Below are 26,039 nucleotides of genomic sequence, written 5' to 3' on the forward strand. Positions count from 1 at the left end.
GGTGTACAATAACCCTATTCCTGTAGAAACTGTACAAGTTAAAGGACTGGAATAACCATGACCCCAGCCGCCCGCAAATGCCTTGACCAGCTTCGCACCCTGCTGCGCCCGGCGTCAGTCGCAACCGCAGGCGGCTTCCGCCCGCCATCCGACCCGGTCACGTCATGGTTCTGCCGGGCCGTGGGCCAGCCGGGTGAAAACCTGCCACAATGGAACGGCAGGCCCATGATCCCGATCCTCCAGATCCGTATTGATGAACTGCCTTACGTGCCAGAACAACTGGCCCATCTGGCCCTTATTGTCGTGTTCCTGGACATGGAGGACCTGCCCTTCGACAAGCCCCATGGCGAGGGCTGGCTGATCCGTGAATATACGTCCACCAACGGCTTGGTGCCGCTGCCCGAGGCTACACACGACTTCAAGCCCTTCCCCATCCGCTGGACGCGCGTTGAGGATGACGCGCCCTACTGGGAAGGAGCCTGTGCCCTGCTCAACATGCGCGCCCTCGATGACGATGAAGAGGCAGAAAAGGCGTTCTACGATGATTTCCAGCGCTATGACCAGACCAAGGTGGGCGGCTACCCGACCGTGGTGCAGTCTGACGTGGGGGTGGAGGATTTCGTGTTCCAGATCGGCTCGGAGGAAAAGGTCCACCTGGCCTGGGTTGATGCCGGGATCGCCTATTTCTTCCGCGCGCCCGATGGGACGTGGCGCTGGGCGTGCGAGTTTTACTGACAGGCACGCGCTGCAATAAACGTTTTCGGGTGCTGCCTTTTTTAAGAAAGGCAGCGTCTTTCGAAGCTTTTTGAAAGAAGCTTCACCAAAAACTTCTTTATGATCAAGCGCCTTCAGGCAAGGCGGGCGCGGTTTCCCAGCCGGGACCGATAATCGCGGCACTGCGGCGGCCAAGCCCGTCATGGCGCAGCACGATCATGTTCTGCTCTTCAAGATAGGCAAGCTGCCGCCGGGCGCGGCCAAGCGAGTGGGTGCCGTAAGTCCGCGCAATCAGGCTGTCGGACGGGCAAGGCTCCCCATGCAGTGCCGCCCGCGCAATGAGCAGGAAGATGCCCTGTATGTCATCGGGCAACACGGCAGCCATCTGCTCGGCCTGCCGCCAGTCCTCGCTTTCCACCGTGGTGGCATCCACGCCCGCGCGGGCAACGGCCAGCAGGCGGCGGAAGCGCGGCATGTCGAGCGCGTCACGCCCCATGCCCTCGATCCGGCAGCGCACCAGAAAATCCTGATACAGCACATGCACCGGGCGGAAACCGGCATCCTCATCACGCAATATGTCGGTCAGGATGTCGATAAAGCGCAGCCGGAGCGCTGCCGCATCCACCGGCGGGGCTTCGGGTGCTGCGGTTTCGGCCTCCAGCGTCGCGGTCTCGGCATGGGCTGCGAGTTGCGAGAGGATATCAGGCGGCGGATTGATGCTGCGCGGCGGGCGGGCGGGCAGTTCACGCTCGGGCACCGGGGTCAGGATCAGTTCACGGATCTCGTCGCCCGCAGGCACCGGCTCGAAGGGCATCAGCGTGGGGCCAGCCGAGCGGCTTTCGGTCTCGACCGGGCCAATTTTCACCGCAAGCGGCCTGCGGCACACGGCGGGGCCGAGGGCTACGAAATAGCCGCGCTCAAGGTCACGGAAGCTCTCGGCCTGCCGCCGCTCCATACCCAGCAGGTCAGCCGCACGCATCATGTCGATATCAAGGAAGGTGCGGCCCATGAGGAAGTTCGAGGCTTCGGCCGCGACATTCTTGGCCAGCTTGGCCAGGCGCTGCGTGGCGATCACGCCTGCCAGCCCGCGCTTGCGGCCACGGCACATGAGATTGGTCATGGCGCCAAGCGAGGCCCGACGCGCCTCATCCGACACCTCGCCCGCCGCCGCTGGCGCAAAGAGCTGGGCTTCATCCACCACCACCAGCACGGGGTACCAGTAATCGCGCGGCACCTCGAACATGCCGCCAAGGAAGGCGGCAGCGCGGCGCATCTGCACATCGGCATCCACGCCCTCAAGGTTCAGGATGACCGAGGCGCGGTGCATGCGCATGCGCTCGCCTGCCGCCTGCAAGGCCGCCTCGGTGTGCTCGGCGGCATCAATGACCAGATGGCCGAAGCGCTCGGCCAGGCTGACAAAATCACCCTCGGGGTCGATGATGGCCTGCTGCACCATGCGCGCCGACTGTTCCAGCAGGCGACGAAGCAGGTGCGACTTGCCCGAGCCGGAATTGCCCTGCACCAGCAGGCGGGTGGAGAGCAGTTCGGCCAGGTCCATCGTCACCGGGCCATCGCCCGCAACCGCCCCGCGCCGCTCGCCTATCGTGATTGCAACACTCATGGCGCTGACGGATACCGCTCGCGCCGCGAGTCCTGCAACCACGCCCATGCGCCCTCGCCCGCCATGCGGCCCGTGGCCATGCAGCCCTGCAGCAGGTAGCCGCCGGTGGGGGCTTCCCAGTCCAGCATCTCGCCTGCGGCAAACACGCCGGGCAAGGCCCGGAGCATGAAATGCGCATCAAGTGCAGACCACGCAACGCCACCGGCCACCGATATGGCGCGGTCCAGTGCTTCAGGAGCGCATACATCAACCGGCACGGCCTTGACCCGGGCCGCCAGGGCCTGTGGCGCGCGCGGCAGCGGACCATCACCACCTTCACGCATCAGCGCCACCGCAACGGGGGAAAGCTTCAGCGCCTTGCGCAACGTGTTGGACAGGCTCTCACGCGCCCGCACGCGGGCGATGCGGGTGGCGATCCCGACGGGATCAAGGGCCGGGCGCAGGTCAATGAGCAGGCGCGCATGGCCGGTGCGGGCAATCCGCTCGCGAATGGCGGCTGAAAGCGCATAGACCGCGCCGCCCTCGATTCCCGTCTCGGTCACCACCGCCTCGCTGCGCGTGCCTGGCCCATTTTCCAGCGCAAGGCCGATGCCGCGCAGCGGCGTGCCTGCAAACCGCTCGCGAAAGGCCGGACTCCACCCGGTAACAAACCCGCAATTGGCGGGCGCGAAGGGTGTTACATCCACTCCAAGCCCCTCAAGGCGCCCGCGCCATGCGCCATCCGACCCCAGCCGCGCCCAGCTTGCCCCGCCCATGGCCAGCACGGTGGCATCAACCCGCCAGCACGCCGCCCCGCCGGGACCGGACACGCGCAGGCGGCCCGCCTCATCCCAGCCCTGCCAGCGGTGGCGGGTGAGCAGGCGCACCCCACGCGCGGCCAGCCGCTCAAGCCATGCGCGCAGCAGGGGGGACGCCTTCATGGCGCGCGGAAACACCCGCCCGCTGCTGCCGGTAAAACATGGCTGCCCCAGCCCTTCGGCCCATTTCATCATGTCAGCGGGGCTGAAGGCGGTCAGGGCCGCCTGCATCATGGGCGCGGCCGCGCCATAGCGGGCGCCAAAGGCTGCCATATCCTCGGAATGGGTGAGGTTCAGCCCGCCGCGCCCGGCCATGAGCAGCTTGCGGCCCATGGTGGGCATCTGCTCGACCACGCTGACCGCACAGCCCCGCCCGGACAGGATCTCGGCTGCGGCAAGGCCCGCCGGGCCACCGCCAATAATGGCCACATGCGGCCGGAAAACGAATTCGGTCATCAGATGATGTAATCGATCGGCGGAAGCATCTGGTCCATGGTGAAGGCGGGCAGGCTGGAATGGCGCGTGCCGACCACGCGGGCCGGGTTGCCCACCACCGTGGTGTAGGGCGAGACGGATTCCAGCACGATGGACCCCGCCCCCACCTTGGCCCCCTCGCCAATCTCGATATTGCCCAGGATGGTGGCCCCGGCCCCGATCAGCACGCCGCGGCGCACCTTGGGGTGGCGGTCGCCCACGTTCTTGCCGGTGCCGCCAAGGGTTACGCCCTGCAGCAGCGACACGTCATCCTCCAGCACCGAGGTCTCGCCAATGACGATGCCCGTGCCGTGGTCGAACAGCACCCGCCGCCCCAGCCGGGCGGCGGGGTGGATATCAACCCCGAACAGTTCGGAGCAGCGACTCTGCAGGTGCAGCGCCAGATAGCCGCGCCCGTTATGCCACAGCCAGTGCGCCACGCGGTGGCTCTGCACGGCATGGTAGCCCTTGAAGAACAGGAAGGGCGTTACGTATTCCGCCGTGGCCGGATCGCGCTCGCGGATGGCCACGAGGTCGGCGGCGGCGGCGTTGACGATGTCGGGGTCGGCCTCGAACACCTCCGTCACCAGTTCGGCCAGCGCGTCATCGGCTACCGAGCGGTCGCCAAGCTTGCGCCCGAGCAGGGCGGCCAGCGCGCCGCGAAAGGAGCCGTGATTGCGGATGCCCGTGGCCAGCAGCCCCTTGACCAGCGGGTCATTGCAGCCACACGCGCCGCTTACGATCTCGCGCCACAGCATGGCGGGATCGACCGGCCCCAGCGTGGGGGGCAGCACGGGACTGGCACGGTCCTGGCGTGAAAGGGCGGCAGGCGGGTTTTCAGGCATGATCGGTCCGTTCCGTCCGATGGGCGGTTGTCATATGACTGGCAGGCAGGCGTTCACAGCCCCATGGCGTGCCGGGCAAAGCTGCGGCGCAGCGGTGTGATGCGGTTGACGGTGGCCAGCCCCACGTCACGCGCCAGGCGCAGCACGGGGTTATCGTTGCCAAACAGGCGCTCGAGCGCATCGGTGGCCGCCAGCATGAGCATGTTGGCCGGCCTGCAGCGCGCCTGGTAGCGACGCAGCACGTCGGGCGCGCCCACATCGCCACCCGCCGCATGCACCTGCGCCAGGATGTCGGCCATGGCGATCACGTCACGGAAGCCAAGGTTGAGCCCCTGGCCCGCAATCGGGTGGATGCCGTGGGCGGCGTCGCCCACCAGCGCCAGACGCGCATCAATGTAACGCTGCGCGTACTGCGCGGAAAGCGGATAGACCCAGCGCCGCCCCACAGGAGTCACGGCGCCCAGCCAGTCATCGCCCATGCGGCGGCGGATCTCATGGGCAAAGGCCTCATGTGGCAGGTCGGCCAGGCGGTGGGCCACCTTCTCGCTCTCGGTCCAGACCAGGGCGGAGAGGTTGGGATGCTGCGCGTTACCCGCCATGGGCAACTGGGCAAAGGGGCCTGCGGGCAGGAAATGCTCCAGCGCGCGACCTTCATGCGGGAATTCGTGGGCCACGGCGCACACGATGCCACACTGGTTGTAGGGCATGCGGGTAACCGTGATGCGGGCCTGCTCGCGCAGCGGGCTGCGCCGCCCCTCGGCTGCCACCACGAGGCGGGCGTTGATGGTGCGGCCGCTGGTGGTATGGATCACCGCCCCTTCGGGCGTGCGGGTCACGCGGCCTTCATCGGGGGCGAAGACATGCAGCCCCGGCGTTGCGTGAAGGGCAGCATTGAGCGCCACGCGCAGGGCGCGCGCCTCGATCATCGCGCCGAAGGGCTGGTCGGCATCGGCACGGCCAAATTCAAGGAACAGGGGCGAAGGCGGCTGGCCGGGACGGCCATCGGTCACGCGGATCTCGTTGATATCGCACGACTCCATGGGCAGGCGGGCCCATACGCCCGCCTCCTCGAGCAGGCGGCGCGAGCCTGCGGCAATGGCATAGGCGCGACCATCGAAGGCCGGGTGCTCCATGGGCGGCAGGGCCGCGCGGTCGATGATCGCGACCTGCAGGCCCGCTGCTGCCAGGCGGCAGGCCAGCGTGGCGCCAACCGGACCCGCCCCCACGATGCAGACATCAACCCCAAGGGCTTCGGGCATGGCGGTGGCTGTCATGTTCGCGGTCATCTCGTTTCCTGTTCTGGGCCCCCCGGGCAACGGGGCAGGCCACACGGATTTACTCCCCACCGGGGGTAACGCACAAGCACGCTTGCCATATGCACGGCGCGAAGGCGGATGACATGGATCATCCGATCGGGGTATAGACGGAGCGGTTACCTTACTTCACCCACGGTCAACCGGCCGGAACAGCAAGAATGGAGACGCGGTGCGATGAAGCTTGTCACAGCCATCATCAAGCCTTTCAAGCTCGACGATGTGCGTGAGGCCCTGACCCCGCTGGGGATTCAGGGGCTGACCGTATCGGAAGTCAAGGGCTTCGGTCGCCAGAAGGGCCAGACCGAAATCTATCGCGGGGCGGAATACCATGTCAGCTTCCTGCCCAAGATCAAGATCGAGGTCGCCGTGACCGACGAACTTGTGGAACAGGCGGTCGAGACGATTCTGGAAGCCGCCCACACCGGCAAGATCGGCGATGGCAAGATATTCATCTCCCCGCTTGACAGCGTCATCCGCATCCGCACGCGCGAGACAGGCGACAGCGCGCTGTAAGCCCCCTATTTTCCATACATCATTTCAGGACTGACCAGACCCCATGGCCACATCACTCCGCCTCTCCCTCGCCGCCGCCTGCGCCGTTGCGCTTGCCCTTTCCACCGGGGCCGCCCAGGCGCGTGAAACCTCCAAGTCCTGCCACGCCAAATTCACGGCGGCCCGCACGGCCGGAACGCTGGGCACGCAGACCTACAAGCAATTCAAGGCCGCGCAGTGCGATACCGGCACGGCAGCCACCACCCCCGAGGCCGCCAGGGCCTCCGCACCGGCAGCCAGCAAGGCCGCGGCACCTGAGGCCGCCACCTCCGCCGTCATGCCGACGGCCATCGCTGAAAAATACAGCAAGGAAGCCGCTGGCACCGCCCGCATGCACACCTGCCTTGACCAGTACAATGCCAACAAGGCCACCAATGCCAATGCCGGCCTGCGCTGGATCCAGAAGGGCGGCGGCTATTACAGCCTGTGCAACGCCAGACTCAAGGGCTGATGCCCCGCACGGGCTGCCCTGCCGGTGGCCCGTGCCCTACCCGCCCTGCTGGCGCGCGGGGCGGACGAAGGCCTGGCTGGTGGCGTAGGATATCCACACCCTGTGGGTGGCAAACCAGTCTGAGCCCAGCAGCATTTCAAGATGCTCGCGCAGGGGCGCTACGGTGAGCGTGACATTGCGCTCCAGTTCGTGGCCCACCTGAAGGCTGTCAAAGCGGTGCCAGTGATAGATGTCCTTGTGCCCGTCCACGCTGGCGGTGACACCGCCGGGGTCGCGCTCAAGCTGTGACTGGGCCACACCGGCGCGGTGCGCCACGTCGGGCGAGACAATGCGCGAGCGCGCGCCGCTATCGAGCAGGGCGGTGACCGGCCTGCCATCAAGCTTTACGTCAAGCAGGAAGCGGTTGTCCTGCCTGCGCAGGGGCAGGCTTTCATACGGGCCATCCCACGCGGGCGGGGGCGCGCAGGCGAGCGAGCCGTGCTGGATGTTCCACAGGCTGAGCGTGCCGCCGGGCACGTCCATGTCGAGATCGAAGCGCGAGAGGATATCACCACCAAGCAGCCCCGCCACGGGCGGCTGGATCATGGGCTGGCCGGGCAGTTCGCCCACCGGCACGGAGCGTGCGCCAAAATCCACCCCGCCCACCCGCAGATCGGGCACGATGGCGTTGGGCGTGGCCTGCGCCACCCCGCCGGTGCCATGCACCACCGTTTCATGATCGGGGTCGAGGCGCAGGCGCAGGTAGCCCACCATCTCGGGCGTAAGCAGCCCGCCATCCGAGCCGGTATCGACCAGAGCGCTCAGGCTGTGGCCTGCAATGCTGATGACGATGGAGAGGTACCCCCCATCATTGCGCAGCGGCACCTGGGCTACGCGCTCATGGTTGCATAGCCGCGCAGTATCGGCGCGCGCGGCATCGGGGGCGGCCGCGGCATCATGGGCCACGCCAAGGCCACAGGCCAGCCCCATGGCCAGCAGGGCGTTGCGGGCCGCCACTAGCCCAGCCGCTCCGCCATGGCATCGGTCGCGGCCAGCAGGGCTTCAAGAATGCCGGGTTCGGTCATGGCATGCCCGGCGATGTCAATGACCTGGAAATCCGCCTCCGGCCAGGCGCGGTGCAGGTCCCATGCCGTGCGCATGGGGGTGGCCACGTCATAGCGCCCCTGCACGATGATGGTGGGGATATGGCGGATGCGGTCCACGTTGCGGATCAACTGCCCCTCCTCCAGCCATCCGGCATTGATGAAATAATGATTTTCGATGCGCGAGAAGGCCAGCGCATAGCGCGGGTCACCATGCCGGGTGATGGTATCAGGCGCGGGGTGCAGGGTGATGGTACGCCCTTCCCACACGCTCCAGGCGATGGCGGCCTTCATCTGCGCGTCGTGGTCGGTGCCGGTCAGGCGGCGGTTATAGGCCGTGATCAGGTCGCCGCGCTCCTCGGGCGGGATGGGGGCGATGAACTGCTCCCACAGGTCGGGGAAGAGCCATGACGCGCCTTCCTGATAGTACCACAGCAGTTCCGCCCGGCGCAGGGTAAAGATGCCGCGCATGACCAGCGCCGTGACCTGATCGGGGTGCGCCTGCGCATAGGCCAGCGCCAGGGTGGAGCCCCATGAGCCGCCAAACACCATCCACCGTTGTGCCCCCGTGAGCACGCGCAGGCGCTCCATATCGGCCACGAGGTGCCATGTGGTGTTGTGCTCGAGCGAGGCATGTGGCGTGGAACGCCCACAGCCGCGCTGGTCGAACAGCAGGATGCGGTAGCGGGCGGGGTCGAACATACGGCGCTGGAAGGCCGAGCACCCGCCGCCGGGGCCGCCATGCACGAACACGACGGGAATGCCATCAGGGTTGCCGCACAGCTCCCAGTAAACGCGGTGCCCCTCCCCCGTATCAAGCCAGCCGTGGTCGTAGGGGTCGATGGGGGGGTAGGCAAACCGCTCAGGCATGGATTTTCCTGTTCATGGGGCAGTATCGGGCGGGGTGTCGGTGGTGGCATGCGGATGGGCGCGTGTCCAGACATCCATCAGCCGTGCTTCATCGGCCAGGGTGTAGCGCTGGGTGGTGGACAGGCTGGCATGGCCAAGCAGGTCCTGGATCACGCGCAGGTCGGCCCCGCCTTCCATCAGGTGGGTTGCAAAGGAATGCCGCAGCGCATGCGGAGTTGCATGCTCGGGCAGGCCCGCCATATGCCGCCACGTGCGCATGGCGCGCTGGGCAATGCCCGCCTGCAGCCGCCCGCCGCGCACCCCCACGAACAGCGGCGCATCGGGCTGGGGCAGCGGGTGGGCATTGCGCCACCGCCGCAATACCTGCATGACCTGTGGCAGCACCGGCACCATGCGCTCCTTGCCGCCCTTGCCGCGAATGCGCAGCACGCCATCGCCCTGCACCGGGTTGCCAAGGCTGGCGGCCTGATCAAAATCGCGCACATCCAGCCCCAGCGCCTCTGAAATGCGCAGCCCGCAGCCGTACAGCAGCAGGAACAGCGCCCCGTCGCGCACCTGCGCCATGGGGGTGTGGGCGATGTCGGCCACGCCCTGGGGCACCTCGCACGCATCGGGCCTGGGCAGCGGGCGGGGCAACGGGCGGCGGGTGCGCGGCGTGGCCAGCAGGGCGGGGGCCGGATTGTCCACCCCATGGTAGCGGGCAAGGTAGCGATAGAACGAGCGCAGCGCTGAAACGCGCCGTGCCCGCGTGCGCGCGGCCCGGTCCTGCGTGGTGGGGCGCCTGCCGGTCAGGGCGGCGTGATGCTCATGGGCCAGCCAGGCCCGCAGGTCGGCCAGCGAAAGCCCTGCCAGCGCCCCCAGATCGGGCTCGGCGCCCAGATGCCCCATGAGGAAGGCCAGGAAACGGTCCAGATCGCCCCGATAGGCCGCAAGCGTGAGGGGGGAGGCCCGGCGTTCGGTCTCCATCCACTGCAAAAAGGCATCGCGTGCCCCGGTTGCCATCATGCCGCCTGCCCTTTGCCTGACTGAAAAAAGGTTTTGGTGAAGAACGCCACCTTTTTGAAAAAAGGCGGCACCCAAAAACTTTTATCACTTTTTAATCAATGCACTGTTTCAAAATCATATCTTATCGGGGCGATGGATGCGCCATGCCTTACGGATGGACAAGACACAGCCGCTGCCTGACGGTAGAAAAACACATGCCGCATCGCAACCCTACCCAGACGGACCTGCTGCCCCCCGCCCCTGACGGGCGCGTGCGGGTCATGCTCACCCTGCCCTTTGCCGGGCCGCTGGACTACCTGCTGCCGCAGCACCTGGCCGAGGCCCGCCCCGGTGATATCGTGACCGTGCCGCTTGGCCGCCGCACGGAAACCGGCGTGATCTGGGATGCCGCCCCCAACCTGCCGCCCGAATTCAGGCCGCCCCCCCCAAAGGAGGTGCCCACCAGCCGCCTCAAGCCCGTGGCCGCCCGCCTTGACCTGCCGCCCCTGCCAGCACAACTGCGCCAGTTCGTGGACTGGGTGGCCGCCTATACGCTCTCGCCACCCGGCATGGTGCTGGCCATGGCGCTGCGGGCCAATGCGCTGGCTGCGCTGCCCAAGCCCAGCACGGGCTACAGCCCTGCGCCGACATTGCCCGCTGACCTCCGGCTCACACCCGCGCGCCAGAAGGTGCTGGACATTGCAGGCAATAACCCCCCGCTCCCCGCCGCCGAACTCGCCCGCCGGGCGGGCGTGGGGGCGGCCGTGATTCGCGGCCTGGCGCAGGCCGGTGCCCTGCGCGCGGTTGAAATCACGCCCCCGCCACCCTTCGCCACACCCGACCCGGCGCATTGCCCGCCCACGCTGGGCGGCAACCAGGCCGAGGTGGCGACCGAATTGCGGACCAGGGTGGATGAGGACAGCTTTTCCATCACCCTGCTGGAAGGGGTGACCGGATCAGGCAAGACCGAGATCTACATGGAGGCCATCGCCGCCTGCCTTGAGGCAGGCAGGCAGGCGCTGGTGCTGCTGCCCGAAATCGCGCTCTCGGCACAGTGGACCGGGCGCTTCGCCCGCCGCTTTGGCGCGGAGCCCGCGCTGTGGCATTCCGACCTTGGGGCAAGGCTGCGGCGGGTCACGTGGCGGTCGGTAGCCGATGGCACGGCCCGCGTGGTGGTGGGCGCGCGCTCGGCGCTGTTCCTGCCGTTCAGCCAGCTTGGGCTGATCATCGTTGATGAAGAGCACGAGACCGCCTTCAAGCAGGAAGATGGCGTGACCTACCACGCGCGTGACATGGCGGTGGTGCGCGCGCGCATGAGCAAAGCGCCCATCGTGCTGGTCTCGGCCACCCCCAGCCTTGAAAGCCTGGCCAATGTGGGGGCGGGCCGCTACCGGCACCTCAAGCTCAATGCCCGCCACGGCAATGCCACCATGCCGGTGGTACAAACGCTGGACATGCGCGCCGACCCGCCCGAGCGCGGGCTGTTCCTCTCGCCCGTGCTGACCGGCGCAATCAACGAGGCCGTGGGCCGGGGCGAGCAGGCCATGCTGTTCCTCAACCGCCGGGGCTACGCGCCGCTCACGCTGTGCCGCACCTGCGGCCACCGCATGCAGTGCCCCAACTGCACGGCCTGGCTGGTGGAGCATCGCGCCCGCCATATCCTGACCTGCCACCATTGCGGGTATGACGAGCCCATTCCCCAGACCTGCCCCAAATGCGCCGATGCCGACAGCCTGACCCCCATCGGCCCCGGCGTGGAACGCATAACGGAGGAGGCACGCGCCACCTTCCCCGATGCGCGGATTCTGGTCATGGCGAGCGATACGCTCAGCGGCCCGGCCGCCACGGCCGCCGCGGTCGAACGCATTGCCCGGCGCGAGGTGGACCTTGTGATCGGCACCCAGATCGTGGCCAAGGGCTGGCACTTCCCGCATCTCACGCTTGTTGGCATTGTCGATGCCGATCTCGGCCTTGGCGGCGGCGACCTGCGGGCCTCCGAACGCACGGTGCAACTATTGCATCAGGTCGCGGGCCGGGCGGGCCGCGCGGAAGCACCGGGCCGGGTGCTGTTGCAGAGCTACGTGCCTGACCACCCGGTCATGCAGGCGCTGGTTTCAGGTGATTTCGGCAGCTTCATGGAGCAGGAGGCCGAACAACGCCGCCCCGGCTTCTGGCCGCCTTATGGCAGGCTGGCCGCCCTGATCGTAAGTGCTGAAACACCCGATGCCGCCGAGTTGACAGCCCGCGCCCTTGGCCAGAACGCACCCCGCCTTGATGGCGTGCAGGTTCTTGGCCCCGCGCCGGCGCCCCTGGCCATTTTGCGCGGGCGGCACCGCCATCGGCTGCTGTTGCGCGCACGGCGCAACATTGCGGTGCAGCCCATCATGCGCGAATGGCTCAGCCGCGTGAAACCCGAGCGCGGGGCGCGGATTGACGTGGATATCGATCCGGTCTCGTTCCTGTAGACAGGAAAAAAGATAAAAGTTTTTGGTGAAGCTTTTTTCAAAAAGCTTCGAAGAACGCCGCCTTTTTGAAAAAAGGCGGCACCCAAAAACTTTTACTTTTTTAAGGCTTTACTGCGCCTCCGTGGCATGGGTCATGCCCCGGTGCAGCGCCTGCTCCACATCCCGCCCCGCCAGCGACAGGGCCACTGCCTCGGCAATGCGGATGCCATCAATGCCTGCCGAGAGAATGCCCCCGGCATAACCCGCCCCCTCGCCCGCCGGGAACAGCCCGCGCAGGTTCACGCCCTGCCCGTCCACCCCGCGCGGAATGCGCAGCGGCGAGGATGTGCGCGTCTCCACCCCCGTCATCACCGCATCCCGCATGGAGAACCCTGCCAGCTTGCTGTCAAAATGCGGCAGGGCCTCACGCATGGCCTCGATGGCAAAATCCGGCAGGCAGGTTGCAAGGTCGGTCGGTGTCACGCCAGGGCGGTAGGATGGCACGACAGCGCCGAGCGTGGTGGAGGCCACGCCATCAAGGAAGTCACCCACCGTCTGCGCGGGCGCGAAATAGGCCCCGCCACCGGCGGCGAACGCGCGGCGCTCCCACTCGCGCTGGAAGGCGATGCCCGCAAGCGGCCCGCCGGGGTAATCACGCTCCGGCGTCACGCCGACGACCAGCCCGGCATTGGCATTGCGCTCGGCGCGGGAATACTGGCTCATGCCGTTGGTCACCACCTGCCCCACCTCGGATGTGGCGGCCACCACCGTGCCGCCGGGGCACATGCAGAAGGAATAGACCGCGCGGCCATTGCTGGCATGGTGCACCAGCCTGTAATCCGCCGCCCCCAGCAGCGGCACGGCCTCGGGCTGGCCATAGCGGGCGGTGTTGATGACCGATTGCGGGTGCTCGATGCGCACTCCGATGGAAAACGGCTTGGCCACCATGGCAACGCCTGCGTCATGCAGCGCGCCAAAGGTGTCACGCGCGCTATGGCCGATAGCCAGCACCACGTGGCTTGCCGTGATCTCATCGCCATCCGCCAGGCGCAGCGCGCGGATGCGCTGGCCCCCTGTGCCGTCATCGCCGGTCACGAATTCGGTCACATGCGCGCCAAAGCGGTATTCACCGCCCAGCGCCTCGATCTCGGCACGGATATGCTCGACCATCGACACCAGGCGGAACGTGCCGATATGCGGGCGCGAGAGGTATTCGATCTCGGGCGGCGCGCCCGCGCGCACGAATTCAGCCAGCACCTTGCGGCCATAATGGCGCGGATCGCTGACCTGGCTGTACAGCTTGCCATCGGAGAAGGTGCCTGCCCCCCCTTCGCCAAACTGCACGTTGCTTTCAGGGTTGAGGATGGATTTGCGCCACAGGGCAAAAGTATCGACCGTGCGCTCGCGCACCACCTTGCCGCGCTCGAGCACCACGGGGCGCAGGCCCATCTGCGCCAGCACGAGCGCTGCCATCAGCCCGCACGGCCCCGCCCCGATCACCACCGGGCGCGCAAAACCGGGCCGGGCGGCAAGGGCCGGGCCATCCTCCACCGCAAGGCGGTAGGTGGTATCAGGCGTGGGCATGATGTTGCGCGCGCCCGGGTGGGCGGCGAGCACGGCGGCCTCGTCGCGCACGGTGCAGTCCACGGTATAGACCAGCATCATGCGGTGCCGGTGGCGCGCGTCATGGCCACGGCGGAAGATGGTGATGGCCTCGATATCCGCCCGCGCCACACCCAGCCGCCCGGCCACCGCCTGTTCCAGTGCGGCTTCGTCATGCGCGATGGGCAGGCGCAGTTCGGTCAGTCGGATCATGGGCGGGTTTTCCGTGGCTGGTGACAGTGCGGGAGCCATATCACGCCGGGGTAGCGCACAGGAATGTGCTAAATGCTGGTGACGCGCCGCAACCTTCTGCTAGGAAGGCGGCGATACCCTGCCCCTCCCGATCAATATGGACTTAAGGCCCCATGGGCGAATGCCAGCACAACCATGGCGCGGATGGCCATGACCACTCCCATGACCACGCCGCTCCCCCACCCGCGCACGGCACGGCCTGCACCGGCCACGACCACGCGCAGGGCGACCATGCGCACCACGGCCCTGCCGCCTGTGGGCCGGATGCGGGCCATGACGGCGGGCATGACCATGCGCATGACCACGCCGCCGATGAGCATGATGGCGGCTGCGGGCACGATCACGGGCATGGCGGGCTGTTTGGCCACCACCATGTGCACACGCCGGCCTCCTATGGCCGGGCGTTTGCCATCGGCATCGCGCTCAACCTTGTCTATGTGGTGGGCGAGGCGGTGTGGGGCGTGCGCAGCCATGCGCTCTCGCTGCTGGCCGATGCGGGGCATAACCTGTCCGACGTGCTGGCCCTCGGGGCGGCATGGCTGGCCGAGGTGCTCTCGCGCCGCGCGCCGACCGCCAATTTCACCTACGGGTGGCGGCGCTCTTCCATCCTCGCAGCGCTGGGCAATGCGGTGGCCCTGCTGGTGGTGACCGGCGGCATCATGTGGGAGGCCGTGCTGCGGCTGGTCCACCCGCATCCGGTAGCAGGCGTTGCGGTGATGGTGGTGGCGGGAATCGGCATCGTGGTGAACGGCGCGACCGCGCTGCTGTTTGCCAGTGGCGGCAAAAAGGACCTCAACCTGCATGGCGCGTTCCTGCACATGGCATCCGACGCGGTGATGGCGCTGGCCGTGGTGGCGGGGGGCGGGCTGATCCTGCTCACCGGCTGGCTGCGCGTTGACCCCGTCATCTGCCTTGTGGTGTCGCTGTCCATCATCGTGGCCACATGGTCGCTGCTGCGCGATTCGCTGGACATGGCGCTCGACCGCGTGCCGCGCGGCATCGACCCCGCCGCCGTCGATGCCTTTTTGCGCACGTTGCCCGGCGTGTGCGACCTGCATGACCTGCATATCTGGCCCATCAGCACCACCGAAACCGCGCTGACCGTTCACCTCGTGCGCGCGGCGGACGAGCAGGGCCACGCGCCTGATGGCCTGCTGAACCGCGCTGCCAGCGAGCTTCAGGCCCGCTTTGGCATTGTTCACCCCACCTTGCAGATTGAAACCCTGACCGATGCCGACCACTGCATTCTGGCCGAAGCCCACTCCGTCTGATCGCAAGGACACCCCGTTCAGCATGTCTTCCAGCACCGACCCGAAGATCCGCGCCGCCTGGTGCAGCGTTGCCGTCAGCCTCATCGCCTTGGGCATGAAATATGCCGCATGGCGGGTGACCGACAGCATCGCGCTGTATTCCGATGCCATCGAGACCATCATCAACGTGGTCTCCGCCGTGGCCGGGCTGTGGGCACTGCGGGTGGCCAGCCTGCCGCCCGACCACAACCACACCTATGGCCACTACAAGGCCGAATACCTCTCGGCCGTGGCCGAAGGGGTGCTGGTGGTCATTACCGCCATCACCATCGCGCATGAGGCGTGGATCGGCTTCCGGCACATGCATGCGCCGCAGGATTCGTGGCTGGGCATTGCGCTCAATGGCGGCGCGGGCGTGCTCAACCTGGTGTGGGGGCTGTTCCTGCTGCGGCTGGGGCGCGCGCGCCATTCACCCGCGCTGGTGGCCAGCGGGCATCATGTCCTGTCCGATGTCTGGACATCGGCGGTGCTGATCACGGGGTTCGTGCTGATCCCGCTCACCGGCTTTCTGTGGCTCGACCCGCTGCTCGCCGCCCTGATTGCGGTCAACGTGCTGCGCACGGGGTGGGAGATGATGCGCACATCCATCGCCGGGCTGATGGACGAGGCCCCCAACTCCGAAACGCTGGGCGAGATCCGCTCCATCATCTCGCACACCGCCACCGGCGCGATGGAGGCGCATGACATCCGCGCGCGCATCGTGGGTGCCATGACGTTTATCGAGTTTCATCTTGTCGTGCCCGGTGCCATGAGCGTAGAGGAAGCCCACCATATATGCGACCGGGTGGAAGAGGGCCTGCGCGCGGGGCTGGGCGATGCGCTGATCAACATCCATGTCGAACCCGAGCGCAAGGCCAAGCATACCGGCGTGCTGGTGCTGCCCTGACCTGGCGACGGGGCGGACGGGGCAGATAGTGTGCCGATGACCGCCTGACCTGCGATAAATACCATCCCTGCCGCGAAACCGGACGGCCTGAACCCGGTTTTACCTGTTTCAGGGCTGTTGCTGAAAGTACGTTACCGGGCATGCGAACCGACCTTACCGAGATACGCCGGAAACACATGCGCCACCTGCGCCGTTCCGCGCGGATCACCACCGAGCAGTGGCGGCGCAAGCTCGCGTGCTGGGCGGCGGCCGTGGTGGTGGGCGTGGTGGCGGTGGGCTTTGCCATGGCGGCCGATGCGGCGGCAAGCCTGCGCACGCACATCATCGCGTTCAACCCGTGGCTGATGCTGGTGCTGACGCCGGGCGGCCTTGCGCTTTCAACGTGGCTCACGCGCACGTGGTTCCGTGGCGCGCAGGGCAGCGGCATACCGCAGACCATTGCCACGCTGCACCTTGAAAATTTCACCATTGTCGACCGGCTGCTGTCGCTGCGGGTGGCGGCGGGCAAGATCGTGCTGACCTCGCTGGGGCTGGTGGCGGGGGCTTCCATCGGGCGCGAGGGGCCGAGCGTGCAGATCGGTGCGGCCATCATGCATGCGTGCGGGCGGTGGCTCAACCTGTCCACCATCAGCATGCGGCGCGGGCTGATCCTGGCGGGCGGCGCGTCAGGCGTATCGGCTGCGTTCAACACGCCGCTGGCGGGCATCGTGTTCGCCATCGAGGAACTCAGCCACTCGTTTGAGCAGCGCACCAGCGGCACCATGCTCACCGGCGTGATCCTGTCGGGTGTGACGGCCATAGCACTCGTGGGCAATTACAGCTATTTCGGCCACACCGATGTGGTCGTGCCCATTGGCATAAGCTGGATCGCGGTGCCGACCTGCGGCATTCTGGGCGGTATTGGCGGGGGCGTGTTCTCGGCCATTCTCATCCGGGCCACGCGTGGCCTGCCCGGCGGGCTGGGGCGCTTTGCCAAGGGGCGGCCGGTGGCCTTTGCCGCCGTGTGCGGGCTTTTGCTGGCCATACTGGGCATTGCCTCGGGCGGGATCACCTATGGCACCGGCTATTATCAGGCGCATGAAATCATTGATGGGCGGACGCATTATCCCGCCTCGTTCTTCATCCTCAAATTCATCGCCACCATCATTTCCTACTGCTCGGGCATTCCGGGCGGGCTGTTTGCGCCCTCGCTGGCCATCGGGGCGGGGTTTGGCGGGTGGGTGGCGCAGTTCCTGCCGCACACCACGCCGGGTGCCGTGGTGCTGCTGGGCACGGTGGCCTATTTCTCCGCCGTGGTGCAGTCACCGCTGACGGCCTCGGTCATTGTCATGGAAATGTGTGACAACCAGCAGGTCACGCTGGCACTGCTGGCCACGTCGTTCCTGGCCTATGGCGTATCGCGCATGATCTGTTCGCAGCCGCTCTACGCCGCCCTGGCCGAGGCATTTCTTGATGGCATGGCCTCTGCCCCAAAACCCCCGCCCGCAGTCAAAGCGGCTGTAAAATAACAGAAGTTTTTGGTGAAGCTTTTTTCAAAAAGCTTCGAAAGACGCCGCCTTTTTGAAAAAAGGCGGCACCCAAAAACTTTTATCCGTTTTGGGTCCGTTGCACCCGGTCGTAAAAGGCCAGCCATTGGGTGGTTACCGCCTGCGGGGTAAAGCCTGCCTCGTAATCACGCGTGCCGCCTGCCACGATACGCGCGGCCAGGGCCGGGTCATCAAGCACCGCGCGGATGGAAGTGGCCAGGGCCGGGGCATCGTCGATCGGCACCAGCATGCCGTTCTCGCCATTGCGGATATGCGCGCGCGGCCCGTCGGCCGCACAGGCCACCAGCGGCACGCCCGCTGACCAGGCATCGAGGATCACGGTGCCAAACGGCTCATAGCGCGAGGGCAACACGCACAGATCCGCTGCCGCCAGCAAAGCCCCCCGGTCCGAGCGCCAGCCCAGAAAATGCACCCGCTCCGCCACCCCCAGCCGTGCCGCCTGCGCGCCAAGGGCTTCACGCAGTTCGCCCTCGCCTGCCAGCCACACATGGCAGCGCGGCAGGGCGGGCAGCGCGTCAAGCAGGGTTTCCAGCCCCTTGGCCGGGTGCAGGCGCGAGAGCACCAGCAGCACCGGGGCATCGGGCGGCGTATCAAGTGCGTGCCGCAATACCGGCGGCTGCGGTTTTACGGATGGGAACGTGGGGATATAGGCCACGCGGTCCGCTGGCGCGCCACGGGCCACCATGGAGGCCGCCATATCCGCCGTGCAGCCCACGAACCAGTCGCAATGCGCGAAGGCACGCAGGTCCTTGTAATTGCCGAACCAGCCAATGACCGGCACCCCGGTGCCCGCGGGCACGATCTCGGCGGCACGGCGCAGCCAGCAATGGATGATATCGGGCCGGATACGCCCGATCAGCCGCCGCAGGGCATGGCGGGCGGCAGGGCGGAGCGGCAGGCGCAGCGGGGCGGTCTCCACATCCATCCCCGCCGCCCGCATGGCGGGCACGCGCGGGGCTGCGGGGTGCATGACAATGCTCTGTTCAAGCCCCGCCTCATGCAGGCTGCACATGACATCGGTGGCATAAAGCTCCGCCCCGCCATTGCCTTTTGCCGCCATGACATGCAGCACCCGCATGTGTTTTTCCGCCCCCTTGCGGCGTTATCTGGCCGACAGGTCGATTACCGCGGCGCGGCCATCTTCCGTGCCAAAGGCCAGCGCACAGCCATCGGGGCTGAAGGCCAGCGCGGTCACCGCCCCCTCGCCCGCCATGCTGACCGGCAGCAGGCGCTGGGCGTTGGTGTCAACCATCAGCACCGCGCCATCGGCAAAGCCGGCGGCCACGATGTCATGCACCGGGTGGCAGGCGACACGGGTGCACATGACACCGGGAATGCCGCCAGCCTCCGCCGGGGGCTTGCCCATCGGGCCGCCACCAAAGAACGGCCACATCACGATGGTATCCGCCCCGCTGGTCACCAGCCACTTGCCATTGCGCGTAAAGGCCATGGACTGCACCTTGGTGGGGTAGCCGCTCATGCGCATGTTGTGCCCATCGGACAGCCGCCAGCCATGCAGTTCCGATTCCTGCATGGAGGTGACCAGCGCCTCGCCCGCCGGGTGGATGGCGATGCCGATATGGCTGCCCTTCCATTCAAGCTGGCGCGGCGTGTCCACCTTGGCCTGCACGAACCACATCGACGCGCCATTATAGTGCGAGGCCGCGATTCGCTTGCCCTTGGCGTCAAACACGATGCCGCTGACAGTGGAAGGATGCTCGAGCACCTTGAGCGTGTCGCGGCCCTGCGCATCACGCAGTTCAACCTGCTTGCCTGAAGCAAAGGCGATCACGCCGCCCTTGTCATTCGCCCAGGTGGTGATGTGCTCGATCCAGCGCCGCCCCTTTGCCAGTTCGCTCACGCTGCCATCGGCGGCAATACGGCGCAGGCTGTTGTCATCGCCGCCGGTCAGGAAGCCGGTGGGGGCGGCATCGGGGGCGATGGACAGCACCGCGCCATCATGCACGGTCTGCACATCCCACGCATCCGACCGGCCCCAGTCGGCGCGGGCGGCCACCATCACGTCGCCCTCGCCGGTGGCAAAAGCAACCTGCTGGCTGTCACGCGCAATGGCGCAGCCGGTGATCTGTCCTTCAAGCTGGCGCTGGGCACCCCGGCGTTCGAGCAGCGAGGGGGGCAGGGTGTCGTTCATGGTGCCGCTCATTTCGCACGGCAGCTTTCAAAACCACGGCGAAGCTGCGGGCGGTTGAGGTTGCGGCCAATGAAGACAAGGCGCGAGACATGCGGCTCGTCCTTCTTCCACGGGCCGATAAAGCCGCCATCGGCCATCATGTGCACCGCCTGAAAGGCGAAGCGCTGGTTCTCGCCCGCATAGTTCAGGATGCCCTTGGCGCGCAGGATGTCCGCCCCCTGCTCCTGCAGCACGGCGCCGATCCAGGCCTGGAACTTGGCGGCATCGAGCGGCTCCTCCACTTCAAACGACATCGAGGTGACATCGGCCTCATGCGAATGGCTGGTGTCCTCAAGGAAGTTGGGGGCATGCTCGAGCGCGCGCTGGAGGTCGAAGCCGCCCTGGTCGAGCACGTCGGACAGCGGCACGTCGCCCCGCTTTGCGCGGTGGAGGCGGCAGACGGCATTGATCGAGCGGATGCGCTTTTCAATCGCCTCGAGCCCTGCCTCATCCACCAGATCAACCTTGTTGAGGATGATCACATCGGCAAAGGCGATCTGGTTCACCGCCTCCGGGCTTTCCTCCAGCGTCTGGAGCACGTTGTAGGCATCGACCACGGTTACCACGGCATCGAGCCGGGTCTTGCCGCGCACATCTTCATCAACAAAGAAGGTCTGGGCCACGGGGGCAGGATCGGCAAGGCCGGTGGTCTCGACGATGATGCCATCGAATTTGGCGCGGCGCTTCATCAGGCTGCCAAGGATCCGGATCAGGTCGCCGCGCACGGTGCAGCAGATGCAGCCGTTGTTCATCTCGAACACTTCCTCGTCGGCATCGACCACGAGGTCGTTGTCCACGCCGAGTTCGCCAAACTCGTTGACCACAACCGCGTATTTGCGGCCATGCTCTGCGGTGAGGATATGGTTGAGCAGCGTGGTCTTGCCTGCGCCGAGGAAGCCCGTCAGCACCGTAACCGGCACGAGGGTGTTCGCAGCTTTGGCGTCAGGTACGGCCTGAACGGTATCGGACATGGAACCTCCAGTGTTTGGGCATGAGCCTTGTGTGCCCAGATATAGGGCGGCGCACCGTCCTCTCCCATACCCGGGCGGCATAAAAACGCAAAACGCGGCGTCAGGTGCGGCGGCGCAGGGCCTCGGCCCGCATGTGGGCGCGGCAGGCACGGGCATGCTCCACGCCAAAGCGCAGCGCCTGCGCCCGCCCGCGCGCGGCCAGCCCAGTGCGCAGGGCCGGGCCGTCCATCAGCCGGGCAATGGCCTGCGCGAGGTCTGATGGAGGCTGGGGCGCACACAGCAGACCGCCATCGCCCACCACCTCGGGCAGGCCGCCAGTAGGGGCGGCGACAAGGGCCGCACCCGCCGCCATGGCCTCAAGGGCTGCAAGGCCAAAGGGCTCGGGCCAGCGGCTGGGCACCACCACGATGGCCGCGCGCGCCATCGCCGCCAGCACCTCCGCATGCGGGCGGTAGCCCTCAAGCCCGATGCCTGCCGCCTGCGCGCGGGGCAGCAGTTCCGCCATGAAGGGCGTTACCGGCGCATCGGCGCGAAACCGGTCGGCCCCGATCATGTCAAAGCGCCAGCCCCGATAAGCGGGGGCAAGTTCGGCGCAGGCCGCAACAAACAGGTCAGCGCCCTTGGTCTCGACCATGCGCCCGGCAAACAGCACCTGCTGCGCACGCTCCGCCATGGGCGGCACGGTGGCGGGAATGGCCACGCCATTGGGCGAGATGCCAACCCACTGCGCATCGGTGGCGGGCACGCCTTCGAGGAAGCGCTGGCGCACCCAGCCGGATACACAGGCCACGTTCATCCACCGCAGCAGGTCCGCGCGGCGGGTGGGCGTCTCGGCCCCGCGCATGCCCTGCGGGTCGTTATGCAGCACCAGCAGCACATGCTGGCCGGGGCGGCTGCGCGCGATATGCAGCGCGGTATCGGGGCGGTTATGCACCTCGACCACCGCGGGCGCGATGTCATGCACGATCCGCAGCACGCCAGCGGCATAACGGTGGCTACGGCTGCCCGGCGGCCACAGGCCGGGGCGCACCGTGCGGTATTCATGATCGGGCAGCAGCGTGGGGCCTGCGACCGGCGCGCCGATAATGACATCATTGGGGCCAGCCAGGGCTGCGACCTGCAGCCCGATGGCGCCCACCGCCCCCGTGCTGAAACCTTCACGCGCGGGCAGCACCACCGCCACGCGCCAGGGCAGGCCCTCCACCGGGCTCAGCCGATATCCTCAAAGCGCGCCTGCTGCCATTCCTTCGGCTCCTGGGCGGCGAGCTGGTACCATGCCTCCATGAGCGGGTGCGCGCGCACGGCGGTCATGTAGGCCCGTGATTCCGGCGAGGGACTGACCCCGTAGGACAGGAAACGCGAGACGATGGGCGCGAACATGGCATCCGCCATGCCGAATTTCTCCCCGAACAGGAAAGGGCCATCCTTGCCAAAATCCAGCCGCGCCTCGGTCCAGATCGCGTCGATCCGCGCGATATCGGCATCGATATCCGCCGTGGTGCCCGCAGCCAGCGGGCGGTTCTCGCGCCCGGTATTCATGGGCATGGCGGCGCGCACGGCGCGAAAGCCTGCATGCATCTCGGCGGCGATGCTGCGGGCATAGGCGCGCGCGCGCGCATCGACCGGCCACAGGCCGGGGGCCTGCTCGGCGCAGTATTCGCAGATGGCCAGGCTCTCCCACACGGCAGCACCGTCGTGTTCAAGGTAGGGCACCTTGCCATTGGGCGAGATGGTGCGGATGGCGGGCGTCTCGCCATTATCGGCCAGCGGGATCACCTGCTCGCGCACGTCAAGCCCGGCCAGGCGCACCGCAAGCCACCCGCGCAGCGACCATGATGAATACCGCCGCGTGCCAATGACCAGAATGCTGTCGTTCATCATGCCGCCTTTCCTTCGCCTTCGGTCCCGACCCGGCGGATGAACCCGCCGCCCAGCACCCGGCTGCCATCATACATCACGCAGGCCTGCCCCGGCGCGGGCACGGCCCCCTCATCAAGCACCACACGGGCCGCGCCATCGGGCAGCGCCCATACGGTGGCACCGCGCGCCGCCTCGCGCGCGCGGATCTGCACCGCGCAGCGCAGGCCGTCCGGCCCCGGCTGCGGCACCAGCCAGTTCATGTTACGCAGCACCAGCGTGCGGGCCACGGCCTGGGCGCGCGGGCCGATCACCACGCGGCGGCTGGCAGGCTCGATGCCCACCACCATCTGCCGCTCGCCCGCCAGCATGGCGGCATTGCCCAGCCGCTTGCTCTGGCCCACGGTGTAGCGGCTCACGCCTTCATGCTGGCCCACCACCTGGCCGGCGCGGTCCACGATTTCGCCCGCGCCGGTTATGTCGGGGCGCAGCTTTTCCACCAGGGCGGCGTAGGAGCCATCGGTCACGAAGCACAGGTCCTGGCTGTCGGGCTTGGCAGCTACGGTGAGGCCAAAGCGCTCGGCCTCGGCGCGGACGGCGGCCTTGTCGGGCATGTCGCCCAGCGGAAAGCGCAGGAACGCAAGCTGGTCGCGCGTGGTGGCAAACAGGAACCATGACTGGTCGCGCCCCTCATCAACGGGGCGGTGCATCTCAACGCCATCGGGGCCTTCCACCCGGCGCACGTAATGCCCGGTGGCCATGGCATCGACCCCAAGCTCGCGCGCCATGCCCAGAAGATCGGTGAATTTCACGCCCTGGTTGCATGCAACACACGGCACCGGGGTCTCGCCCGCGGCATAGGCATTGGCGAAGGTGTCGATCACGCTGTCATGGAAGCGGCGTTCGGCATCGATGACGTAATGGGGAATGCCGAGCCTGTCGGCCACGCGGCGGGCGTCGTGTATGTCGCGCCCGGCGCAGCACGCGCCCTTTTTCTTGCTCTCGCGGGAATCGTAGAGCTGAAGGGTCGCGCCAATGACCTCGTGCCCTTCGGCCACGAGGCGCGCGGCAACGACGGAACTGTCCACCCCGCCAGACATGGCCACAAGAATACGCATGGGCTCGGTTCCACTTTCCCTTAAACAGGCAATGCCCGGAGAACTATCAGCCTCCGGGCACCGCACGTCAAACATCATCCTGCCCGCCCGCGCCAAAACCACGCGGACGGCGTGAGCCGTCCGGTCAGGACGTGCGGGGCAGGCGCACCACGAGGCCGTCGAGTGCTTCGGTCATCACGATCTGGCAGCCCAGGCGCGAGGTCTTTTCCAGCCCGAAGGCGAGGTCGAGCATGTCTTCCTCGTCCTCGGTGGGCGGGGTCAGCTTGGGCGCCCATTCGGGGTCGACCACCACATGGCAGGTGGCGCAGGCCAGTGAGCCTTCGCATGCGCCTTCAAGGTCGATGCCGTTCTTGTGCGCGATTTCCAGAACCGACAGGCCCAGCGGGGCCGCGACTTCGCGGCGGGTGCCATCACGCTCGATGAATACTATATGCGCCATCTTTTCCATCCTGCCTGTGCGCCGCGCCCGTTACATCGGGCGCAGCACTGCCTTGCGCGCGGCAATGTGCCACCGCGCGGCACAGGATCGCCGCCGCGCGATCCACTTCGGCGGGTGAGGTATAGCGTCCGACCGCCAGACGCAAGCCTTCCGCCGCCCGTGCCGCCTCAAGCCCCATTGCGCTGAGCACATAGGACGGCACCACCTCAGCCGAGGAACACGCCGAGCCGGTGGACAGGCACAGCTCTGGCGCGGCGGCCAGCAGGTCAAGGGCCCGCACCCCCTCGAAGCCTATGTTCAGGTTGGCCGCAAGCCTGCCTTCCATGCCGCCATGCACCCGCAGCCCGGGGCAGCCCGCCATGAGGGCGGCCAGCATGCGGTCACGCAGCGATGCGATGCGGGCGCGCTCGGCTGCCCCCTCAAGGCGGGCAATGCGGCAGGCGGCGCCAAAGCCAATGACCAGGGGGGCTGGCAGCGTGCCCGAGCGCAGGCCCCGCTCCTGCCCCCCGCCCGAGAACAGCGGGGCAAGCCGCACGCGGGGCCTGCGCCGCACGAACAGCGCGCCCACCCCCTTTGGCCCGTACAGCTTGTGCGCCGAGACGGAGGCCAGATCGAGATCCCACGCCCTGACATCACCCTCCACCTTGCCCGCCGCCTGCGCCAGATCGCTGTGCAGCAGGCTGCCCGCCCGGCGCACGATGGGGGCGAGCGTGGCAAGGTCGTGCAGCACGCCGGTCTCGTTATTGGCAGCCATGATCGAGGTCAGCAGGGTGGGCACCTCAAGGGCTGCCGCCAGCACGTCCGGGTCGAGCGTGCCATCGGGCCGCACGGGCAGGATGACTGGCTCGCAGCCCTCACGCGCCAGGTCGCGCACCGATTCCAGCACGCATTTGTGTTCGGTCGCCACAGTGATGACCCGCCTGCGCGGATCGCCGCGCGCGATCAGGTGCCGCACGGCCCCCTTGATGGCAAGGTTGTTGGCCTCGGTCGCACCCGAGGTGAACACGATCTCACGCGCCTCGGCCCCGAGCAGGGCCGCAACCTCGCCACGTGCCTGCTCCACCGCATCATGCGCGGCGCGGCCTGCCGCGTGGTCAAGGCTGTGGGGGTTGGCGAAGCTTTTGGCAAACCACGGCATCATCTCCTCCACAACGCGCGGATCGCATGGCGTGGTGGCCTGATAGTCGAGATAGATCAGGTCCGGCCCGGTCATGCCACCGCTCCAGCCTGCGCGGGCAGGCGGCCTGCCATGGCCGCATAGGCGTTGATGAAGCCCTGCACATCGTGCTCGCACGCCGACCATGGCAGCGAGACGCGGATGGCGCAGCCCGCGCCCGCGCCCAGCCCCATCGCCTCGAGCACATGCGAGCGTGCCACCTTGCCCGATGAGCAGGCCGACCCGGCTGAAACGCCATAGCCCGCCATGTCCAGCGCGATAAGCTGGGTCTGTGCCCGCCGTCCGGCCAGCATAAGGCTGGTGGTATTGGCCAGGCGCGCGGCCCCCGCCCCGCACACGCTGGCCCCTGCCGCCACGGCGGCCGCCTCGATCCGGTCGCGCCATGCGCCAAGCCGCGCGGCCTGCGCCGCCATATCCCTCACCGCGACCTGTGCCGCCGCCGCCATGCCTGCAATGGCGGGCAGCGCTGGCGTGCCGCCACGCCGCCCCTGTTCCTGCCCGCCCCCGGCCAGGAGCGGCGCGATGGCATGGAACCGCCC

At 67.5% G+C, this 26,039-nt stretch carries 24 protein-coding genes; 7 read left to right on the plus strand and 17 right to left on the minus strand.

Features of this window, described 5'->3' with window-relative positions; all coding sequences use genetic code 11:
• The first annotated feature begins 57 nt into the window (after window positions 1-57).
• Entirely contained in the window at window positions 58-735 is a 678-nt protein-coding gene (locus HNW77_RS08720) for a DUF1963 domain-containing protein (protein ID WP_172156964.1), read from the plus strand.
• 103 nt (window positions 736-838) lie between these two features.
• Here the strand turns inward: HNW77_RS08720 and HNW77_RS08725 are convergent, their stop codons facing one another.
• The 4 genes from HNW77_RS08725 to HNW77_RS08740 all read right to left on the minus strand — a co-directional run bounded on the left by HNW77_RS08725 (window position 839) and on the right by HNW77_RS08740 (window position 5,737).
• Complete coding sequence (locus HNW77_RS08725) at window positions 839-2,335, minus strand: ATP-binding protein (RefSeq protein ID WP_172157003.1); 1,497 nt, start codon at window positions 2,333-2,335, stop codon at window positions 839-841.
• Window positions 2,332-3,588 carry a TIGR03862 family flavoprotein gene (locus tag HNW77_RS08730; protein ID WP_172156966.1) on the minus strand — a complete coding sequence of 419 codons (1,257 nt, stop codon included), beginning with the start codon at window positions 3,586-3,588 and terminating at the stop codon, window positions 2,332-2,334. Before HNW77_RS08730 ends, HNW77_RS08725 begins: the two co-directional genes overlap by 4 nt.
• On the minus strand, window positions 3,588-4,364 hold the full coding sequence (cysE, locus tag HNW77_RS08735) for a serine O-acetyltransferase (RefSeq protein WP_236944685.1): 777 nt from the start codon (window positions 4,362-4,364) through the stop codon (window positions 3,588-3,590). The genes HNW77_RS08730 and cysE overlap by 1 nt, the downstream gene beginning before the upstream one ends.
• Window positions 4,365-4,504: 140 nt before the next feature.
• Entirely contained in the window at window positions 4,505-5,737 is a 1,233-nt protein-coding gene (locus HNW77_RS08740) for a UbiH/UbiF/VisC/COQ6 family ubiquinone biosynthesis hydroxylase (RefSeq protein WP_172156970.1), read from the minus strand.
• 204 nt (window positions 5,738-5,941) lie between these two features.
• Here HNW77_RS08740 and HNW77_RS08745 point away from each other — a divergent pair, with 204 nt between their 5' ends.
• Window positions 5,942-6,280 (plus strand): P-II family nitrogen regulator, encoded by a 339-nt coding sequence (locus HNW77_RS08745; RefSeq protein WP_061274536.1) that lies wholly within the window; start codon window positions 5,942-5,944, stop codon window positions 6,278-6,280.
• A gap of 43 nt (window positions 6,281-6,323) precedes the next feature.
• A complete protein-coding gene (locus HNW77_RS08750; protein ID WP_172156972.1) occupies window positions 6,324-6,770 on the plus strand; it encodes a hypothetical protein in 447 nt (148 codons plus the stop codon).
• 36 nt (window positions 6,771-6,806) lie between these two features.
• On the opposite strand, the gene HNW77_RS08755 is transcribed toward HNW77_RS08750, so the two are convergent.
• The 3 genes from HNW77_RS08755 to HNW77_RS08765 are packed head-to-tail and all read right to left on the minus strand — an operon-like array spanning window position 6,807 to window position 9,727.
• Window positions 6,807-7,739 carry a retroviral-like aspartic protease family protein gene (locus tag HNW77_RS08755; RefSeq protein WP_172157004.1) on the minus strand — a complete coding sequence of 311 codons (933 nt, stop codon included), beginning with the start codon at window positions 7,737-7,739 and terminating at the stop codon, window positions 6,807-6,809.
• A 26-nt stretch (window positions 7,740-7,765) separates the two neighbouring features.
• A complete protein-coding gene (gene pip, locus HNW77_RS08760; RefSeq protein ID WP_172156974.1) occupies window positions 7,766-8,722 on the minus strand; it encodes a prolyl aminopeptidase in 957 nt (318 codons plus the stop codon).
• 12 nt (window positions 8,723-8,734) lie between these two features.
• Window positions 8,735-9,727 (minus strand): tyrosine recombinase XerC, encoded by a 993-nt coding sequence (locus HNW77_RS08765; protein ID WP_172156976.1) that lies wholly within the window; start codon window positions 9,725-9,727, stop codon window positions 8,735-8,737.
• Window positions 9,728-9,921: 194 nt separating this feature from the next.
• Here HNW77_RS08765 and HNW77_RS08770 point away from each other — a divergent pair, with 194 nt between their 5' ends.
• Window positions 9,922-12,171, plus strand: coding sequence for a primosomal protein N' (locus HNW77_RS08770; RefSeq protein ID WP_172156978.1), 2,250 nt, complete (start codon window positions 9,922-9,924; stop codon window positions 12,169-12,171).
• Between the two features lie 108 nt (window positions 12,172-12,279).
• Here HNW77_RS08770 and HNW77_RS08775 read toward each other — a convergent pair whose 3' ends face one another.
• Window positions 12,280-13,965, minus strand: coding sequence for an NAD(P)/FAD-dependent oxidoreductase (locus HNW77_RS08775; protein ID WP_172156980.1), 1,686 nt, complete (start codon window positions 13,963-13,965; stop codon window positions 12,280-12,282).
• Between the two features lie 152 nt (window positions 13,966-14,117).
• Between HNW77_RS08775 and HNW77_RS08780 the strand changes: the two genes are divergently transcribed.
• The 3 genes from HNW77_RS08780 (at window position 14,118) to HNW77_RS08790 (ending at window position 17,708) form a co-directional block, all read left to right on the plus strand.
• Window positions 14,118-15,275, plus strand: coding sequence for a cation diffusion facilitator family transporter (locus HNW77_RS08780; RefSeq protein WP_172156982.1), 1,158 nt, complete (start codon window positions 14,118-14,120; stop codon window positions 15,273-15,275).
• A gap of 22 nt (window positions 15,276-15,297) precedes the next feature.
• A complete protein-coding gene (locus tag HNW77_RS08785; protein WP_172156984.1) occupies window positions 15,298-16,200 on the plus strand; it encodes a cation diffusion facilitator family transporter in 903 nt (300 codons plus the stop codon).
• A gap of 176 nt (window positions 16,201-16,376) precedes the next feature.
• Entirely contained in the window at window positions 16,377-17,708 is a 1,332-nt protein-coding gene (locus HNW77_RS08790; RefSeq protein ID WP_172156986.1) for a chloride channel protein, read from the plus strand.
• A gap of 79 nt (window positions 17,709-17,787) precedes the next feature.
• On the opposite strand, the gene HNW77_RS08795 is transcribed toward HNW77_RS08790, so the two are convergent.
• The 9 genes from HNW77_RS08795 to HNW77_RS08835 all read right to left on the minus strand — a co-directional run.
• Complete coding sequence (locus HNW77_RS08795) at window positions 17,788-18,825, minus strand: glycosyltransferase (protein ID WP_172156988.1); 1,038 nt, start codon at window positions 18,823-18,825, stop codon at window positions 17,788-17,790.
• A gap of 24 nt (window positions 18,826-18,849) precedes the next feature.
• Entirely contained in the window at window positions 18,850-19,911 is a 1,062-nt protein-coding gene (locus HNW77_RS08800; RefSeq protein ID WP_172156990.1) for a WD40 repeat domain-containing protein, read from the minus strand.
• Window positions 19,908-20,909, minus strand: coding sequence for a CobW family GTP-binding protein (locus HNW77_RS08805; protein WP_172156992.1), 1,002 nt, complete (start codon window positions 20,907-20,909; stop codon window positions 19,908-19,910). The genes HNW77_RS08800 and HNW77_RS08805 overlap by 4 nt, the downstream gene beginning before the upstream one ends.
• 100 nt (window positions 20,910-21,009) lie before the next feature.
• Window positions 21,010-22,104 (minus strand): glycosyltransferase family 4 protein, encoded by a 1,095-nt coding sequence (locus tag HNW77_RS08810; protein WP_172157005.1) that lies wholly within the window; start codon window positions 22,102-22,104, stop codon window positions 21,010-21,012.
• 14 nt (window positions 22,105-22,118) lie between these two features.
• Window positions 22,119-22,787, minus strand: coding sequence for a glutathione S-transferase family protein (locus HNW77_RS08815; protein ID WP_172157006.1), 669 nt, complete (start codon window positions 22,785-22,787; stop codon window positions 22,119-22,121).
• A complete protein-coding gene (gene mnmA, locus HNW77_RS08820) occupies window positions 22,787-23,884 on the minus strand; it encodes a tRNA 2-thiouridine(34) synthase MnmA (RefSeq protein WP_172156994.1) in 1,098 nt (365 codons plus the stop codon). The genes HNW77_RS08815 and mnmA overlap by 1 nt, the downstream gene beginning before the upstream one ends.
• 124 nt (window positions 23,885-24,008) lie before the next feature.
• On the minus strand, window positions 24,009-24,323 hold the full coding sequence (locus tag HNW77_RS08825; protein ID WP_010515078.1) for a ferredoxin family 2Fe-2S iron-sulfur cluster binding protein: 315 nt from the start codon (window positions 24,321-24,323) through the stop codon (window positions 24,009-24,011).
• Entirely contained in the window at window positions 24,295-25,536 is a 1,242-nt protein-coding gene (locus tag HNW77_RS08830; protein WP_172156996.1) for a cysteine desulfurase family protein, read from the minus strand. Before HNW77_RS08830 ends, HNW77_RS08825 begins: the two co-directional genes overlap by 29 nt.
• A partial coding sequence (locus HNW77_RS08835; protein WP_172156998.1) for an aminotransferase class V-fold PLP-dependent enzyme occupies window positions 25,533-26,039 on the minus strand: 507 nt, incomplete at its 5' end. The genes HNW77_RS08830 and HNW77_RS08835, both read right to left, overlap by 4 nt.

The organism is Komagataeibacter melomenusus, assembly GCF_013155395.1.
Taxonomy (GTDB): domain Bacteria; phylum Pseudomonadota; class Alphaproteobacteria; order Acetobacterales; family Acetobacteraceae; genus Komagataeibacter; species Komagataeibacter melomenusus.